This is a genomic window from Streptomyces sp. TS71-3 (assembly GCF_018327685.1).
Taxonomy (GTDB): Bacteria; Actinomycetota; Actinomycetes; order Streptomycetales; family Streptomycetaceae; genus Streptomyces.
The window spans coordinates 2,951,836-2,969,229 of record NZ_BNEL01000003.1 but is presented as its reverse complement, the minus strand read 5'-3'; the positions used below and the strand labels follow the sequence as shown (position 1 = coordinate 2,969,229).

The 17,394-nt window shown below is 72.6% G+C and carries 11 protein-coding genes and 1 pseudogene; 3 read left to right on the top strand and 9 right to left on the bottom strand.

Annotated features, from left to right (window positions below):
- Positions 1-58: 58 nt before the first annotated feature.
- Positions 59-480: pseudogene (locus tag Sm713_RS36555) on the bottom strand (LacI family transcriptional regulator); the annotation flags it as partial.
- On the opposite strand from Sm713_RS36555, the gene Sm713_RS36550 reads away from it, so the two are divergent.
- Positions 455-622 (top strand): hypothetical protein, encoded by a 168-nt coding sequence (locus Sm713_RS36550; RefSeq protein ID WP_249417145.1) that lies wholly within the window; start codon positions 455-457, stop codon positions 620-622. The pseudogene Sm713_RS36555 and the gene Sm713_RS36550 sit on opposite strands and share 26 nt — an antisense overlap.
- 126 nt (positions 623-748) lie before the next feature.
- On the opposite strand, the gene Sm713_RS36545 is transcribed toward Sm713_RS36550, so the two are convergent.
- Complete coding sequence (locus Sm713_RS36545; RefSeq protein ID WP_212914228.1) at positions 749-1,684, bottom strand: SDR family oxidoreductase; 936 nt, start codon at positions 1,682-1,684, stop codon at positions 749-751.
- 109 nt (positions 1,685-1,793) lie between these two features.
- Complete coding sequence (locus tag Sm713_RS36540; protein ID WP_212914227.1) at positions 1,794-2,426, bottom strand: NADPH-dependent F420 reductase; 633 nt, start codon at positions 2,424-2,426, stop codon at positions 1,794-1,796.
- Between the two features lie 290 nt (positions 2,427-2,716).
- On the opposite strand from Sm713_RS36540, the gene Sm713_RS36535 reads away from it, so the two are divergent.
- Positions 2,717-3,628 (top strand): LysR family transcriptional regulator, encoded by a 912-nt coding sequence (locus tag Sm713_RS36535; RefSeq protein WP_212914226.1) that lies wholly within the window; start codon positions 2,717-2,719, stop codon positions 3,626-3,628.
- 88 nt (positions 3,629-3,716) lie between these two features.
- Here Sm713_RS36535 and Sm713_RS36530 read toward each other — a convergent pair whose 3' ends face one another.
- The 6 genes from Sm713_RS36530 to Sm713_RS36505 all read right to left on the bottom strand — a co-directional run bounded on the left by Sm713_RS36530 (position 3,717) and on the right by Sm713_RS36505 (position 9,865).
- The gene (locus tag Sm713_RS36530; protein ID WP_212914225.1) at positions 3,717-4,439 is read right to left on the bottom strand and encodes an oxygenase MpaB family protein; all 723 of its coding nucleotides are present in this window, start codon (positions 4,437-4,439) and stop codon (positions 3,717-3,719) included.
- A gap of 8 nt (positions 4,440-4,447) precedes the next feature.
- Complete coding sequence (locus tag Sm713_RS36525) at positions 4,448-5,695, bottom strand: MAB_1171c family putative transporter (protein WP_212914224.1); 1,248 nt, start codon at positions 5,693-5,695, stop codon at positions 4,448-4,450.
- Entirely contained in the window at positions 5,688-6,155 is a 468-nt protein-coding gene (locus Sm713_RS36520) for a hypothetical protein (RefSeq protein ID WP_212914223.1), read from the bottom strand. The genes Sm713_RS36525 and Sm713_RS36520 overlap by 8 nt, the downstream gene beginning before the upstream one ends.
- 92 nt (positions 6,156-6,247) lie before the next feature.
- A complete protein-coding gene (locus tag Sm713_RS36515; RefSeq protein ID WP_212914222.1) occupies positions 6,248-6,712 on the bottom strand; it encodes a helix-turn-helix transcriptional regulator in 465 nt (154 codons plus the stop codon).
- Positions 6,713-7,137: 425 nt separating this feature from the next.
- Complete coding sequence (locus tag Sm713_RS36510) at positions 7,138-8,637, bottom strand: MFS transporter (RefSeq protein ID WP_249416918.1); 1,500 nt, start codon at positions 8,635-8,637, stop codon at positions 7,138-7,140.
- Complete coding sequence (locus Sm713_RS36505; RefSeq protein ID WP_212914221.1) at positions 8,627-9,865, bottom strand: LuxR family transcriptional regulator; 1,239 nt, start codon at positions 9,863-9,865, stop codon at positions 8,627-8,629. Before Sm713_RS36505 ends, Sm713_RS36510 begins: the two co-directional genes overlap by 11 nt.
- Positions 9,866-10,177: 312 nt before the next feature.
- On the opposite strand from Sm713_RS36505, the gene Sm713_RS36500 reads away from it, so the two are divergent.
- Entirely contained in the window at positions 10,178-17,389 is a 7,212-nt protein-coding gene (locus tag Sm713_RS36500; RefSeq protein WP_212914220.1) for a non-ribosomal peptide synthetase, read from the top strand.
- Positions 17,390-17,394: the final 5 nt, after the last annotated feature.

Here is a 17,394-nt window from a genome sequence, read left to right as displayed (position 1 = left end):
GCCGCGGCTCGATCACCACGCGCTCGTCGTCCGGCGATGCGCTGCCGGGCGGTCATTTGGCCACGAAGACAGCCGTCACGCCGGCAGAGCGGCGCCGTGCCCCGCTCGCGGCCACCCGCCCGGCCAGCTCCTGGCCCGCCCGGTGACCCGACAGTGGCGTCCAGTCCCCCACCAGCGTCGGCGGCACCTCGGCGCCCGCCTCCTCCAGCGTCTCCCGCCAGCCGCGCACCCGGGCCTCGGCCTCCGGCCAGTCCGACGGACCTCGCCACATGCCACACCGTACGGTGACCCGCACTCAGCAGGTGGCCGGTCGCCAGGCGGGCTCCCAGGTCCTGGTCCACCGACACGCCCGGTATCGGCAGCGAGTGCCCGCCCTCCACGGTCCCGCCCGGAACGGGCAGCCGCAGCTCAGCGAAGCGCCGCGACCGCCGCGCGGTGCGGAACGATCACCACGATGCCCTCCACCCCCCTGGAACTGAGTGTCTTCCAGGGCCAGCAGCCCCCCGACTGGGGCCAGATCCTCGCCTTCGGAGTCCTCCTGGTGCTGCCCGTCCTGATCGTCTTCGTCTTCTTCCAGCGCTGGTTCGTCCAGGGCATCGCCAGCTCCGCGGTCAAGGGGTGAGGAAGGGGCACGGCGGCGCTCCAGATCCGCAAGGTGAGGGGTCCGGAGCCTCTCCGCCGCCGGCCCGCTCCCCGGAACCGGACCGCCCTTGGACTGCCGGGCTCGTTGCGATCCGGGCCCCTGCCCTCAGCCGGCGGAGAAGTAACGGCCGTTGTCCAGATCGGCGAGCAGGCTGGGCTGAGCGGGTTCCCAGCCGAGGGTCCGGCGGGTGGTGAGGTTGGACGCCGGGTAGCTCTGCGTGACGATGTTCGCGAGGAACCCGAAGTATCCCGGCACCATCAGGACGTCCGCGGGAACGCTCACCGCGGGCAGGCCCAGACGGCTGCCAATGGCCTCGGCCACCTCGCGGAACGGGATGCCTCCGTCCCCGACCGTGTGCCAGTATCTGCCGGCCGGCCCCTTCTCCAGCGCCAGGCGGAACAAGGAGGCGACATCGCGGACGTGCACGGCGTTCCACAGGTTCGCGCCGTCTCCGGGGTAGCCGGCGAAGCCCTTCTCCTTCGCGAGCGCGATCAAAGTGGGGAGGAAGCCGGCACGATCGGTCGTGCTGTGCGCGATGTTGGCAATCCGCACGACCGAGGACCGCACTCCCCGCTCGGCTAGGCCGACTACGGCGGCTTCCACGACGTTGCGAACCCGCAGGGTGCCCTTGTGCTCGTCGCCGCCGGGAAGGGCCGGGTCCTCCTCGGTGGCGGGCCGGCCCAGGTTCCCGGGCGATCCTATGCTCCCCGCCGCGACCAGGGGCTTTCCGGTTCCCGCGAGTGCCTCGCCATACGCGAGCATGATGGGGAGCTCCGCGGCGGCCACGGCGTCGATCCCGCCGGACGGAAGCAGGTCCTGCCGGTGCGCGACGTGGATGACGCCGTCGGAGTCCGCGGCCGCTTCCTTGAGCCCGTCGAGGTCCAGGAGGTCGCCGCGACGCACCTTCGCGCCGAGCGCGGACACCGCAGCCGCGGCCGTGTCCGACCGGGCCAGGCCGGTGACCTCGTGCCCGGCGGCGATGAGCTCGGGGATGATGTACGAACCGGAATGGCCGGTCCCGCCGGCGACGAAAACGCGCATCTTGCTGTCCTTGCGAGAGTAGGCGGAGGGAGTAGGTGGAGGGGCTGTTCTCCTCGTTCCGGGGATCTACTGGCGTGACGTGGCGCGAGAAGTGGCGGTGCGGGTGCGCTCAGCCGAGAATGCTGACGCCGAGGAAGAAGTCGGTGTGCTTGACGGAATGCGCGACGAGGCCCAGCTGCAACAGGGCGACGTTCTCCAGCGCCCGCGCCATTGCCAGCTGCCCGGTGTCCATCGGGCGCAGTCCCATGCTCTCGATGAACGCCGATACGCGTGTCTTTGCCTGCGCGTCGTCGCCGGCGATGAACACGTCCAACAGGCGGCCCTCGGCTGGGCCGGCCGCCAGAACATGGGAGAAAAGGGTGTTGAACGCCTTGACGACATGCGCGCCGGCGGGGGCTTCCTTGGCTATCTCCTGCGCGCCGGAACTGCTGTCGGGCGTGACAAGGCCCTGGAAATCGGGGGTGACGGGGTTGGTGATGTCGACGATGGCCTTGCCCTCCAACGCGTCCCCGTACTCGCTCACCACCACCGCCGCGCCGGCGTACGGCACCGCGAGGATGACGATGTCCCCGGCCGGGGCGGCGCCGGGCGTCCCGGCCGTGGCACCGCCGAGCGTGGCGGCCAGTTCCTTGGCCCTGGCCGGGTCGCGGCCGATGATCTCGACGGCGTTGCCGCCGGCCAGCGCCCGGTCGGCCAGGGCGCCGGCCATGTTCCCGGTGCCGATAATGCTGATGCTGCTCATTGGCGTGCCTGCTTTCTGGAGCCGGATAGGACGCCGTGCCCACCCCGTCGTTTTCAAAGGTCGTGTCGTCGACGCCGTCGAATGACGCGATGGGCAGCGCTCGATTCCTGATGTGCTCAGTCTGGGCCTGGACCTGAGCCCTGCTATCAAATTCCGATGTCGAATTCTTGCGCCGAATTCGATTCGGCCCTATGAGGTACCTGTTCAGGTTGCCATTGGCTCTGAGCGGGTGTCCAAGACCTCTTTCAGCCGTGGTGATACCCTGGAGGCATTACCGGCTGGGAGATGCCATGGATCTGGACCTGCGCAAGCTGCGATACTTCGCCGCCGTGGCCGACCAGCTGCACTTCGGTCGCGCCGCCGATGAGCTGCATATCGCGCAGCCCGTGCTCAGCCGGCAGATCCGCGCGCTCGAACATGATCTCGGCGCCTCGCTGTTCACCAGGGATCGCCACGGCGTGGCGCTGACCGACGCGGGCCGACAGCTGCTGACCGACGCCGGTCCGCTGCTCGCCTCCGCGCACGCGGTCCGCCGCCGGGTGTCCGTGGCCGCCCGCGGCAGCCGGCGGCTGGTGGTCGGTTTCCGGGCCGGCATCCCGGTCATCCCGGCGGCGCGGGCGTTCGAGGCCCGGCACCCGGACGTGGTCGTGGACGTGCAGCGGATCGAAGGGGACGACCAGGCCCCGATGCTGCTCGACGGCCGCATCGACGTCGGCTATGTGCGGCTGCCCATCGACGAGGCCGGCCTGCGCGTCACCCCGCTGTACACGGAGCCGCGGGTGGCGGTGCTGCCTGCCGGCCACCCGTTGGCCGGCAGGGAGGAGGTCACCGAGGCCGACCTGGCCGGCGAACCGCTTATCTGGCATGCCGACCCGAGCACGCAGCCCACCAGGCGCCCGCACCCCAACGCCGGGTACCTGGTGCGCGGGGTGGACGAGACGCTCGAGCATGTCGCGGCCGGCCGGGGCATCTCGTTCCTGGCCCGTTCGGCGGCCGTGTTCTCCTCACATCCGGATGTCGTCTACGTGCCCATCCCCGAGCTGGCGCCCGACCAGGTGTGCCTCGCGGTGGCGGCATCGCGCACGTCGCCCGTGGTCGATGACTTCTTCGCCGCGGCTCAGGCGACGGCCGAGATCACGGCAGAGTGCGGGAACTATGAAATGTGGCAGCTTGCAAGCGGTGCCGTTGCACAGCACGGTTGAGCAGTCCGACTGACGACAGCAGCGCCAGCGGAGGGCACGCGGTCACAGCAATGGCGAAGGCATCGGTCTCGTGCCCCGACGGGTTTCATCAGTGCCCGGCGCGGGCGCGCGCCCGGAACCGTAGCGCGTACGTCACCAGGGCGCGGACCGGCGCGGGCGGGCGGCGTACGTTCAGGGCCGTGCGGAGTGGCTGGTCCAGCAGCGAAGCGGCGAGCGCCGGAGCGAGCGGGGCCAGGGGCGCGGGAAGTCTGGCCGCCAGCAGGCCCCTGCTGGTGGACTGCCAGAGGGCCTGGCCCTCCGCGCTGGGGGCGAAGTGACGGCTCTCGTAGTCGCGCATCCAGCTTTCCACGCCGGCCAGGGGCACCGTGGTGTGACCGCCCGGAGGCTCGGGCAGGCCGAGGGCCTTGGACAGGCTCAGATGGAACGTGAGCGCCGCGTCCCGTTCCGCGTCCGTGACGGGGCGGTGTCCGTGACGGTCGATGAACCGCAGCGGGCAGATGGTGAAACAGGCCAGGACGTAGTGCATCAGCTCGGGCGTGATGCCGGGCCGGTCGTGGACCCGGCGCAGCCCTTCGACGATCTTCCGCCCTTCGGCACTGTCAAGGCCCTGCCCGATCAGGGCGAACATGGCCACGCCCGTCGCCTTGGCGCGGCCTCGCGGGTCGCCGGTCATCCGTCCCGTGCCGTGCAACACCCGTGCGATGTCCGCAATGCCGAAGGTCCGGACGAAGCCCAGCGTGAGCCCGACGCGGGACTCCTCCGGCATCGTCTCCAGGACGAGCCGTGCGTATGCGCCGTGTGCGACGCGCATCCCCGCGGTCATCCGGCCGTTGTGGCGACGGCCAGTGCCTCGCCGGTCAGGGGGGCGTGCAGGTAGTGGGCGACCCGTACCAGGTGGGCGCGTTCCCCGGCCGGTTCGGCGTCGAGTCCCGGCAGCGGAGCCTGTCCCTCACGCGGGCGCGGCGGGATCCCGGCGTTCAGTGCCTCGACGGCGAAACGCAGGGCGGCGGCCACGGTCAGTGCCGCCCGGTCCGACGCGTCCAGGCCGGCGCGGGCGGCCACCCGGGCGGCGGCGGCCACCACCGCGGGATCAACCCACGGGCGCAGCGTCAACTGGCCGTCGCGTATCTCCAGTCCACGCCGGGCGGTGCGCCACTCCAGGTCCCGGAACGCCAGCCGCTCGTTCCAGGCGGACGGGGGCGCCTCCATCGCCAGGCGCCGGTCGGCCCGGTACACCAGGTCCCAGAGCGGGCGCAGGGCCTGGTAGTCGCTGCGCCGGCGCGTCCAGGCTGCGACGGCGGGCCCGGCGAAGCCGGTGGTGATGAGCACGGCTCCGAGCGCGGCGAACGCGGGCCCGAGGGCCGTGCTCAGCCACTCCGTCCCGGTGACCCCGGCGAAGGCCGTGCCGATCGCGACGAGCTTGCACGCGACGTAGCCGCAGGCGACGAATCCACCGACGGCGATCAGCCGGATGCCCCGGCGCAGCCACCCGAGCGGCAGCCGCGATGCGTGGCCGAGGCACACCCGGCTGATGTCGATCAGCGCGAAGCCGAACAGCACCTGATAGATGACCAGGAACAGCGCGATCTCGGGAATCGCCGCGAAGGTGGTGTCGAAGGTGAGGGGTGTCTCCGGGCTGTCCGCTCCGCCCGTCAGGAACAGGACGATCATCGCGGGGACCAGGACGGCGAACACCGCGAGCGACCACCGCACCTGGCGCCAGGTGTCCGGGCCCGCCCCGTCCCACACCTGCGAGTTGGCGCGCTCCTTCGGCGGTGTCCACATGCGTGCCAGCAGCACGGCGGCGGCGGAGAACCCCGTGATGCCCAGGTAGACCACCAGCGTCGCCAGGTTGCCGCGGTGCGCGGTCCGGTCGATCAGCCGGTACAGCACCGGGGAGGCCACCACGAAGGCGGTCGCGGGCGCGGCGATCGTCAGGGCGACGACGAGCAGTCCCTGGGACGGGTCCCGGCGCCAGGCTCGGAGCTTCAGTCCTGCCACGGCCCAGGCCACCGAGCCGATCCCGAGGTAGGCCACGTCGTATGGCGTGTCAGGCAGGTCAGACATGCTGTCCTTTACGGTGTTCCAGCGCGGGCGCCAGCTGCGACGTGGTCCCTGCCCCCGGCGCCAGCAGGAGGGTGCGCGTCAGCTCGGCGCCCAGGATCTCGGCTTCCTTTTCCGCCGCATCATCGTAGTGGGAGCGGCCGAGGACCAGTCGGATCATGTCGGCGTCGATGGTGGGCAGTTCGACCTGTGCCGCTGCCTCGTCCTCGGCCGGGGCCTCGGCCAGATGCCCGCACAGGAGGTGCGCCAGCTCGTGGCAGATGATGTGGGCGCGGTGCAGGCCGGAGGTCTCCTGCTCGAAGTGGATGACGTCGGCGTCCGCGCCGCGTTCGACGAATCCTGACGGCTCGCCGACCCTCATCCGCCGCGGTACCAGCCGGACGGGGCGCCCGGCCCGGGTCGCGACCGCGGCGCACAACTCCTCCACCGTGCTCACCCGCGGCAGATCCAGCTGCCTGACCATGGCCCGCATCCGGCGGCGGGTTCGTCCCAGATCTCGCACGTTGTCCCCATCAGCCTGCCGCCAGTGCCCCAACGGCGTTTGCTGGTACTCGGTCACGCCTCGGGTCGGCCGTCCGCCAGCCCGACTGCCTTGCGCAGTTGTTCCACCACGGTGAGGGCGGCATCCTGCATCTCGGGCGGCAGGCCGGCCGCCCGCATCGCGATGCGCTCCACGCGGCTGTCCCGCAGTGCCTCGATCTGCCGCAGGTCACGCTCGACCGCCTGAGCGGTGGCGGAGTCGCTGAAGTAGTCCAGCGGAATACCGAAGAACTTGGCGATCTTCACGGCGTTCTCCAGGCTGGGCTTCTGGGTGCCCTTGCGGAGGTTGCCGATGTAGGTGCCGCTCAGACCGGTCCCCTCGGCGATCTCCGAGTCGCGCCAGGGACGGCCCAGATCCTTCGGGTAGAGCACCGAGATCACGCGCCGGAAGCGAGCCGCGAAGTCCAGAGGGGCCGATGGGTCCTCGCCTTCGCCAGGTCGAGGAGCCGAGGCTTCTGGGAAGGAAGAATCCGTGGCCATGGCCCGAATCATAGAACGCCACGGCTGCCGGCGGGGGGCTTGCGGCCTCGGGTACTTCCACGATCGTGACGCATGAAGCGACCAAAGCCCTCAGGGGGCATGGAATCACCCCTCGACGACTCGCCAGATAATCAACGATAGTTGACTTCCGCTCGGCTCACATAGAGCATCAGCAGTGCTGGCGCGCGCACCTCATGGCCGTTCCACAGAGGTTGCCGGCTCGGCAGGCGCTGGACGCTGTTGCCCCACGGGGGTGAGCAACAGCGCCCGGCGCACATCCGTCGACCCGGAGACGGCGCGCACGAAGGCGAAGCGGTGCGGTGCACGTTCGCGGTCGCCGGCCGCGGTCGCCGTTCGAGTCCTCCGTGCCCGTCTCGGTACCCCGAGCCGGGCACGGATCCGGCGAGTGGCCGCCTTCCGCGTCCTCAGGCGCCGGCCGGAGCTGCCGCGGCCTTGCGCAGCGGGGGGACGAACGCCACGGCGAGCAAGGACAGCACCAGGTTCAGCACCAGCGTCACGGTGAAGGCGTGCGTGTAGGCGTGCCGTGAGCCGCCGTCGCCGAGGGTGCTGAAGTAGAGCAGCCCGACCAGCGTGATGCCCACGGACATGCCCAGCTGGCCCACGGTCTCCAGCACGCCCGCCGCGCTGCCGGCCTCCTGCGGCGGTACACCGGTCAGCGCGGCGCCGAGCAACGGGCTGACACCCAGGCCCTGCCCCACGCCGATGATGACGAGGGAGGGGATCAGCATCGGTCCGGACAGCGAGTCGCCCGCGGCCAGCGCCGTGAGCAGCAGGAGCAGATAGCCGAAGGCGTTGAGCCCGTACCCGGCGGTCAGGACGTGCAGGCCCAGCCGCGGCATGATCTTGGGCAGGGCCAGGGATGTGGCCGTGAACGCGACACCGAGCGGAGCGAACAGCAGACCGGACTTCAGGGCCGAGTAGCCGAGGCCGCTCTGCAACTGGATGGCGAGCACGAAGAACAGCCCGGCGTTGCAGGCGAAGAACGCGAGGAACAGCGCGTTGCCGGAGCTGTAGGCACGCAGCCGCAGCAGCGGCGGGCTGATCAGGGGCTGTCCGCCGCTCTCGGACAGCCGGCGCTGCCACCAGCCGAACGCGATGAAGCACGGCACGGACAGCACCATCATCACGAAGCACCACACGGGCCAGCCGGCCGTACGGCCCTCCGCCAGCGGAAAGGACAGCAGCAGCAGGGCCAGCGTGAGCAGGCCGACGCCCGGCAGGTCCAGCCGGGGCCGCTGGGTACCGCGGACCCCGGGCATGGTCAGCGCGGCACCGGCGACGGCGGCCAGCCCCAGCGGCAGGTTGACCAGGAAGATCGGGCGCCAGCCCCAGCCGAAGAGGTCCAGATGGACCAGGACACCGCCGATCAGCTGGCCGGTGATCGCGGCCAGTCCGATGGTGACGCCGAACAGGGCGAGGGCCCGGTCGCGCCGGGTGCCCTCGAAGGAGGTCTGGATGATGGAGAGGATCTGCGGGAAGAACAGCGCCGCCGCGAAGCCCTGGAGGCAGCGGAACGCGATCAGGGCCTCGGGGTTCGGCGCGATTCCGCAGCACAGCGAGGCGACGGTGAACAGCCCGAGACCGGTCAGGAACATCCGCTTGTACCCCACGATGTCGCCGAGCCGGCCACCGGTGACCAGGAACAACCCGTACACCAGGATGTAGCCGCCGACCGTCATCTCGGCGGCGGAGACCGAGGCGCCGAGGTCGGAGCGGATGGACGGGATGGCGACGTTGACGATGTAGGAGTCCATCATCGCCATGAACGTGGCGGCCATCGCGACCAGGACCATCGCCTTGACCCGGGCGGGCGGAAGCGGTGGCGGACCGCCGCCGGTGCCGTCCGCCGCGGTGTCCACCGTCTCGCTCGCGTCGGTGACGGAGACGGTCTTGTCATCCTGCATGTGCGGGCCTGCTCTCGTGGGTGGGGGGTGTGAGGTCGGCGTCGAACGCGGGGTGGAGCAGGTGGAGACGGGTCCCCACCAGCTCGACGCGCGAGGAGACGCCGAGCTTCCGGAAGATCTTCCGGAGATGGAAGTTGACGGTGTGGGGTGACAGGTTGACCCGGGAGGCTATCTGACGGTTTGTCAGGCCAGCCGCGACGAGCCGCGTGATGGTCTGCTCGCTGGGGCTCAGCAGACCGCGCTCCCCGCCGTCCGGCGGCTCGTGCCGCAGCAGGTCGGCGGCCTGGTGCAGCAGCGGGTGGCGGAAGCGCAGCCGGTCTCCGCCGAGGAGCAGCACGCCGGCCTCCATCGCCTCGCGCACGGAGCCCAGCACGGACACCGCCCGTCCGTCAGGCAGGCGCATCAACTCGCTCATCCGCGGCGGTAGCCGGTGTGCTGCGACCGCCTGCAGGAGGTCCCGGGTCGGGCCGGACAGCCGGGGGTCCGAGCAGAGCAGCGTGGTCACCACGCGCGGCGGGAGTGCCGCCGGCGCCAGACCGGCGACGCCGCCGCACACCCGGTAGCCGGCACAGGCGACCAGCTCGTCCAGCACGGCCCCCAGCAGGGCGGGATGGCCGCCGCAGGCCGTGATCAGACGCTCCACCGAGGCGTCCGGCGATCCGCCGAGCCGGTCCGCGGCCATCCGCTGCGCGTCACGGCGGTGCAGCGGGCCGAGCGTGAGGCCGACGGCGTCCGGATGCTGGGACAGCGCGTGCGTGACCGGTCCTCCGGCACCCGAAAGCAGCCACACCACGCGGCGGGTCGACGGTGCGGCGGGCAGGCCGCGCAGGGCGGCCAGGACGTCGGGATCGTCCCAGGCGACATCGTCCAGGGCGATGAGCACGGGCCGGTCCGCGGCCTGGCGAGGGCCCGCCAGTTCGGCGCGGAGGACCTCGTCCAGGAGCTCGGGCCCGGGCGCGGCGACATCCTGTCCGGCCGAACCGGAGAATGTCTGAAAACAGGTTGAGCCCGCCATGAAGGAAGCCGCCAGCAACAACCTCTTATGCTGCGCCACAGGGCCCTTCACGACATCGAAGCCGGCCTGTCGCGCGGTGTCCGAAATTCGCTCGACTAAAACGGTCTTTCCGTAACCTTTCGGCCCACGGAGCAGAATCAAGCCGCTCTGCCCGCGTCGTATTCGGTGTAAGCGCTCGCGTATTACCCATTGTTCATGCACGCGGCCGTACATATTCACTTCTCTCCCCCGTGTGTGCCTGGTACAGCAACCGCCTCGGCTGATGTCCACGGGGCACGATGCCGTGAACACCGCGACCGACGTTAACTGACGCCAGGTAAAGGGAAGCCCATGTCCGGCCACGTTTTCCGGTCGATCGCGAGGCCGATTCCATGTTCTGTGCGCGCCTTACCCCAAACCCCTTTGGGCCGTCAACTACTCGAACAAGTAGTGGCTGATTTCCGGATCCTTTGACAGCTTTGAACGGTCCGTGAAGTACGTCAACCGGGCCTCGAAGCGATCTCTACGGGGGAGAGTCACATCGACATGCCAGACGCTGACCGGGGCACCCGTCTGCCGTTGACCGCCGCGCAGTCAGGCGTGTGGGCAGCTCAGCGGTTGAGCCCGGCGAACCCTCGCTACAACTGCGCCAGCTATCTGGAGATCCACGGCCCCGTCGACGCCGGGCTGCTCGACCGCGCCGTGGCGGTCGCGCTCGCCGAAGCCGAAGCGCTGCGCGTGCGGCTGGATGACGACGGCCCCGGCCAGACCGTGCTGCCCCCGGCCGAAAACCCCCTCCTCGTTCTCGACCTGTCGGCCGCCGAGGCCCCCCGGGCCGCCGCCGAGGAATGGATGCGCGCCGACCTCTCCCGGCCGGTGGAGCTGACAGCCGGACCGCTGGTCCGGCACGTGCTCATCCGGGAGTCGGCCGACAGCTGGCTGCTGTACCTGCGCTACCACCACGTGGTCATGGACGGCCTCGGCCACACGGTCCACGTCCGGCGCATCGCCGCGGTGTACACCGCGCTCACGGCCGGCGTCGAACCCCCCGCCGGGCGCCCCCTGCCGCTGCGCGACCTGGTGGCCGCGGACGCGGCCTACCCGGACACGCCCGCCTTCGCACGCGACCGCGCCTACTGGCTCGACCGGTTCGCGGACCGGCCCACCCCGGTGAGCCTGGGCGACCAGCACACCGGCGCTGGGGGCGGGCTGCTGCGCCGCACCACGGATCTCACGCCGGCCGACACCGCACTGCTGCGGGACGCCGCCCGGCGGCTGGCGGCCCGCCCCTCCACGCTGTTCGTCGCGGCCGTGGCCGCCTACCAGGGCAGGCTGACCGGCAGCGAGGAGACCCTGCTGCGGGTGCCGCTGCCCGCCCGCCCCAGCAGCGCCGCCATCGGCACCCCGGCCATGTTCGCCAACGAGCTGCCCGTGCGCATCGAGGTGTCCCGCACCGCCTCCTTCGCCGAGGTGGCCGCCGACGTGTCGCGGGAACTCGGTCTCGCCCTGCGCCACCAGCGCTTCCGCGGCGAGCGGCTGCATCGGGAGCTGTTCCCGGAAGGCCGCCGCGAGCTGCTCGCGGGAACCACGGTCAACGTGGTCACCTTCGACGCCGCGCTGTTCTTCGGGGACCTGCCGAGCACCGCACACCACCTGTCCTCCGGCCCGGTCGACGACCTGCGCTTCGACGTCTTCTCCGACGCCCGCGGCGTCCGGGTGCGGCTGAACGCCGACGCCAACCCCGAGCGGCACTCGGCCGGCGCCCCCGCCGCCCACAGCCGCCGGCTGCTCACCCTGCTGCGCGCGGCCCTCGCCCACCCCGAACTGCCGGTGGGCCGCCTGCCGTTGATGGACGACGACGAGCGCCGCGCCGTGCTCGCCGCGGGAGCCCCGCGCCGGCGCGACTACCCCCTGGACACCCGGCTGCACGAACTGGTCGAGGCCCAGGCACGCCGCACCCCCGACGCCGTGGCCGCCGCCGACGGCACGACGACCCTGACGTACCGCGAGCTCGTCGACCACGCTCGTCGGCTGGCCCGCCACCTCGGCGAGCGGGACGTGGCACCGGGAACGGTCGTCGGTGTGTACCAGGAGCGCTCGGTGTACCTGGTGGTCTCCCTGCTCGCCGTCCTCATGGCGGGAGGTGCCTATCTGCCGCTGGACCCCGAACTGCCCGCGGCACGCATCGCCTTCCAGATCGAGGACGCGGCGGTCACCACCGTGCTGACGACCGCGCGGCTCGTCGACGGGCCGACCGGGACCGGCGCTCGGGTCATCGCCGTCGACGAGGTGCTGCCCACCCTGCCCGTGGCCGCTGGGCCGCTGCCCGCCGGCGGCCCCGCCGACATCGCCTACGTCATCTACACCTCGGGCTCGACCGGCACCCCCAAGGGTGTCCCCGTGCCGCACCGCGGCGTGGTCAACCGCCTGCTGTGGATGCAGGAGGAGTACGCCCTCGAACCCGGCGAATGCGTGCTGCAGAAGACGCCGTTCACCTTCGACGTGTCGGTCTGGGAGTTCTTCTGGCCTCTGCTCGCCGGCGCCCGGGTGCACCTCCTCGCCCCCGGCGCCCACCGCGACCCCAGAGCGGTGGCCACCGCCGTCCGGACCCACGCCGTGACCACCCTGCACTTCGTGCCGCCGATGCTCGACCTCTTCCTGGCGGAGCCCGGCGCCGCCGGACTGTCAGGTCTGCGCCGGGTGGTGTGCAGCGGCGAGGCGCTGCGGCCGGAGACCGTGGCCCGGTTCTTCGCCGTGTACGGGCCCTCGGCCGGCGCCCCCGGCCTGTACAACCTCTACGGGCCGACCGAGGCCTCCATCGACGTCACCCACCTGCGCTGCACCGAGCGGCACGCGGAAGGCCCGGTGCCGATCGGCCGCGCCGTCGCCAACACCGGCCTGTACGTCCTCGACCCGGGCGGTGAACCACTGCCGTTCGGCGTGCCCGGAGAACTGCACATCGGCGGCGTCCAGGTCGCCGCCGGCTACCTCAACCGGCACGAGCAGACCGCGGAACGCTTCCTCACCGATCCGTACACCCCCGGCGGTGGCGTGCTCTACCGCACCGGCGACCTGGCCGTGCTGCGCGAGGACGGCACGGTCGAGTACCGCGGCCGTATCGACCACCAGGTGAAGATCCGCGGCTTCCGCATCGAACCGGGTGAGGTGGAGTCGGCGCTGCTGGCCCTGCCCGGGGTCGAGCAGGCCGTGGTCACCGCGCCCCCGGGGGCCGGCGGACAGCACCGGCTGCTCGCCCACACCGTGGCCCCCGGAGCCGACGCGGAACTGCTGGCGGCGGCCCTGGCCGAGCGGCTGCCCGAGTACATGGTGCCGTCCACCATCGTGCTGCTCGACGCCCTCCCCCTGTCGCCCAACGGCAAGGTGGACCGTCGCGCACTGCCCGCCCCCACCACCTCCGGCGGTACCGGTGCGCCCCGCGCCGCGGACGGCGCCGGAGCACGCGACGACGCGCAACAGCGGGTCCACGACGCCTTCGCGGCGGTGCTCGGCACGGAGCGCGTCGACCTCGACACCTCCTTCTTCGCCCTGGGCGGAGACTCGCTGCTCAGCATCCGGCTGCGGACCGCCCTGGAACACGCCGGGCACACCTTCGACCTGCCGGACCTGTACGACGCGCCGACCGTCCGCGCCCTGGCCCGCCGCACCCGGCCCCACACCCCGGCCGCACCGCGCACCCGGCCCTTCTCGCTGCTGCCCCCGGCCGACCGGGACCTGCTGCCCGAGGGCCTGGACGACGCCCACCCGCTGAGCAGCATGCAGTCCGGCATGGTGTTCCACGCCGAGTACGAGGAGGACTCATCCGTCTACCGGGTGGTCACCAGCATCCGCGTCGGGTTGCCCTTCGACGAGGGGCCGCTGCGCGCCGCGCTGGACGCCACGGTCCGGCGCCACCCGGCGCTGCGCAGTTCCTTCCACCTGACGGGCTTCAGCGAACCGCTCCAGCTGGTGCACCGGGACGTACGCGTCCCCCTCGCCGTCGACGAGGCCCTGCGCGGCGCGGACGCCGGGGAACGCGACGCGCGGCTCGCCGAGTGGGCCGACGAGGCCAAGCACCACGACTTCGACCTGACCGCGGCCCCGCTGCTGGCCTTCACCGCCCACCCGCTGGACGGGGAAACGTTCCAGCTGAGCGTGGTCGAACACCACGTGGTGCTGGACGGCTGGAGCGACGCGGCCATGCTCGACGAGATCATCGCCCGCTACCGTGCGGCACTCGCGCACGAGGACCTGTTCCTGCCCGAAATACCCTCCACGTTCCGCGAGTTCGTCGCCGCGGAACAGCGGGCGGCACAGCAGCCGGAGCACCGCGCCTTCTGGGAACGGGAGCTGGCGGGAGCCGAGCCGGCACCGCTGCCCACCCGCACCACGGGCCGCCCGGCCGGGGCCCGGCACCGGCGGTTCGACGTGCTGCTGGAGCAGGCGGCCGGGGCCCGGGTCATCGAGGCGGCACGGGCCGCCGGGCTCCCGGCGAAGTCCCTGCTGGCCGCCGCCCACGCCGTCGTGCTGCACGCGGTGGCACCCGGCGACGAGGTGCTCACCGGCGTCGTCGCCCACGGACGGCTGGAGGACGACGGCGGGGACCGGGCGATCGGCGTGTTCCTCAACACGCTGCCGCTGCGGCTGACCCTGGACGGGGGTTCCTGGCTGGACCTGGCGCACCGGGTCCACGCGCACGAGCAGCGGGCGCTGCCGCACCGCCGCTACCCGTTCGCGCGCCTCCTGCGCGACCACCCGGACCTCGCGCTGGACTCGTACGTCAACTTCATGGACTTCCACCAGCAGTGGGGCTCCGACGCGGCGATCCAGGACGGCTTCGGCATCGCGGAGACCAACTTCCCACTCGCCGCGAACTTCCTGGTCGACCCGGCGGGCGGCCGGCTGCGGCTCTGGCTGGACTGCGACACCTCCCTGCTGGACACCGACTTCTGCCACCGCCTGGCCGGCTACTACGCACGTGCCCTGACCGCCCTCGCCGCCGACCCCGCGGCGAGACCGGTCACGGACCTGCGCGGCGCGCACGAACGGGCCCTGCTGGACGCCTGGAACGACACGGCGGTGCCCTACGACACCGGTGCGACCGTCAGCGGGCTGATCGACCGGCAGATCGCCGCCACCCCGGAGGCCACCGCGCTCGTCGACGGGCACGAACGCCTCAGCTACGCCGAGCTCGACGAGCGGACCGCCCGGCTCGCCCACCATCTGCGGGCGTGCGGCGCCTGGCGCGGCAGCCGGATCGGCGTGAGCGCCCGGCGCTCGGCCGACCTCGTCATCACCCTGCTCGCCATCGCCCGCACGGGCGCCGCGTACGTCCCCATGGACCCCGGCTTCCCGGCCGACCGGCTGCGCTACATCGCCGAGGACGCCGCCCTGGACTGCCTGGTCACCGGGGCCGGCGGACCGGAGGACCTGGCCGCGGGCGCCGTCGTACGGCTCGACCGGGACGCGCAGCGGATCGCCGCGCGGCCCGCCGGACCGCTGGACGACGGCCCGCGCGCCGGCGACCCGGTGTACGTCATCTACACCTCCGGCTCCACCGGCCGCCCCAAGGGGACCGTGCTGCTGCACCGCAACGTCGGCAACTTCTTCGCCGGCATGGACCGGCGGATCGGGCTCGGCGCCGGCGATGTCGTCCTGGCGCTCACGAGCGTCTCGTTCGACATCTCCGTGCTCGAACTCCTGTGGCCCCTGACCCGGGGGGCGACCGTCGTGGTGGGCGGCGAGCGGATGATCGAGCGGCTCACCCCGGCCGACGGCGAGGACTCCCTGCGGGACCTCCTCGGCCGCCACCTCGTGACCCTGGTGCAGGCCACCCCGTCGTTCCTCGCGGCGGTGGCGGCCCAGCCGGAGGCGCTGGACGCGCTGCGGCCGCTGCGGGCCCTGCTGGTGGGCGGCGAGGCCTTCCCCTCCGGGCTGGCCCAGCGGCTGCTGGCGGCGCTGCCGTCGGTGCGGGTGTTCAACATGTACGGTCCGACCGAGACGACCATCTGGTCGACCGTCCACGAGCTCGACCGCGAACGGGACGTCCACGCCGCGGCCCTGCCGATCGGCCGGCCGATCGCCAACACGACCGTGCGCGTCGTCACGGGAGACGGCCGCGAGGCGCCCGTCGGTGTGGCCGGTGAGTTGTGGATCGGCGGAGACGGTGTCGCCGAGGGCTACCTCGACCGGCCCGAGCTGACGGCCGAGCGGTTCGTCGGGGCGGCCGGGAGCCGCTGGTACCGCACCGGGGACCGGGTGCGGTGGCGGGCCGACGGGCTGCTGGAGTTCCTCGGCCGGATCGACCGCCAGGTGAAGATCCTCGGCCACCGGGTGGAGCCCGACGAGGTGGAGAGCGTCCTCTCCCGCCATCCCGAGGCCGCCTCGGTCGCCGTCGTCGCCGCGCGGCGCGCGGGCGGTGGGGCGGAACTCGTCGCCTACGTGGCCCCCGCGGCGCGGAACGAGGACACCGACGGCGAGCGTGCCCACGTCGACCGCTGGCGGGACGTGTGGGAGGGCGCGTACGGCCCCGGCACGGACGGCTCCACCGGCGCCGGGAACCCGACGGACTCCGAGACCGTCGTCGCCCCCGAGGCCCCGGCCGCCGCGCAGGGCCCGGCCGGCTCCCCGGCCCCCGCCGGCCCCGGAGCGCAGGAGGCGACGGACTTCGCCGGATGGCTCAGCAGCTACACCAAGCGGCCCATCCCCGCGCACGAGATGCGGGAGTGGGTCGGGCACACCGTCGACCGCATCCGCCGGATCGGCGGGGCCAGGATCCTGGACGTCGGCGTCGGGGTGGGCCTGTACCTGCGCCGGCTCGCTCCCGGCGCAGGCTCCTACCTGGGGCTCGACCTCTCCCCTGCCGCCCTGGCCACCGCCGCCGCATCGGTCGCCGAGGACGGCGCGCTGCCCGGACACATCACGCTGCGCCAGGCCGAGGCAACCGTCCTCGCCGAGCTGCCCGACGCCGGCGCCGACCTCGTGCTGTTCAACTCCGTCGTGCAGTACTTCCCGGGCCCGGACTACCTGCGCCGCGTCCTCGCCGAGGCGGTCCGCGTCGCCGGCCCCGAGGGCGCCGTCTTCGTCGGCGACGTCCGGGACCTGGCGCTGCTCCCCGCCTTCCACGCGGACACCCAGCTGCGCCGGGCACCCGCGCTGAGCCCGGCCAGGGAGGTGGCCGCCGCCTCGGCCCGCGCCCTCGCCGAGGAACGCGAACTGTGCCTGACCCCCGGCTTCTTCGAGGACTTCGCCGCGGCTGCCGGGCTCGGCCTGCGCATCGAGCTCAAACGCGGCCGCAACGCCAACGAGCTGACCCGGTTCCGGTGGGACGTGACCCTGTACGGCCCCGGCCGGGCCGCGGACGACGATGACGGCAAGCGACTGCCCTGGACCGGCATGGCCGGCCTCGCGGAACTGCTGGAGAGCACCGACCCGGACCGGGCCCTGACCGTCACCGGCCTGCCCGACGGGCGCCTGGTGCGCCCCCTCGCCGCGCTCGCACTGCTGCGCGGCGAGCAGGCACCCGACCGGACGGCGTGGGAGCTGGAGCGCGCGCTGTGGGAGGCCTCGGCCGGCCAGGGCGTCGACCCGGAGGACATCGCGGAACTGGCCGGACGGCACGGCCGTACCGTCCGGCTGCTGCCGGCGGGGCCCGGCGGCACCGGGGAGTTCGACGCCGTCTTCGAACCCCGGCCCGCCGCGCGGAGCGCACCACGACGGACCGGATCCGAACCGGCGGCCCGCCCGCCGAGGGAGCAGTGAGGACC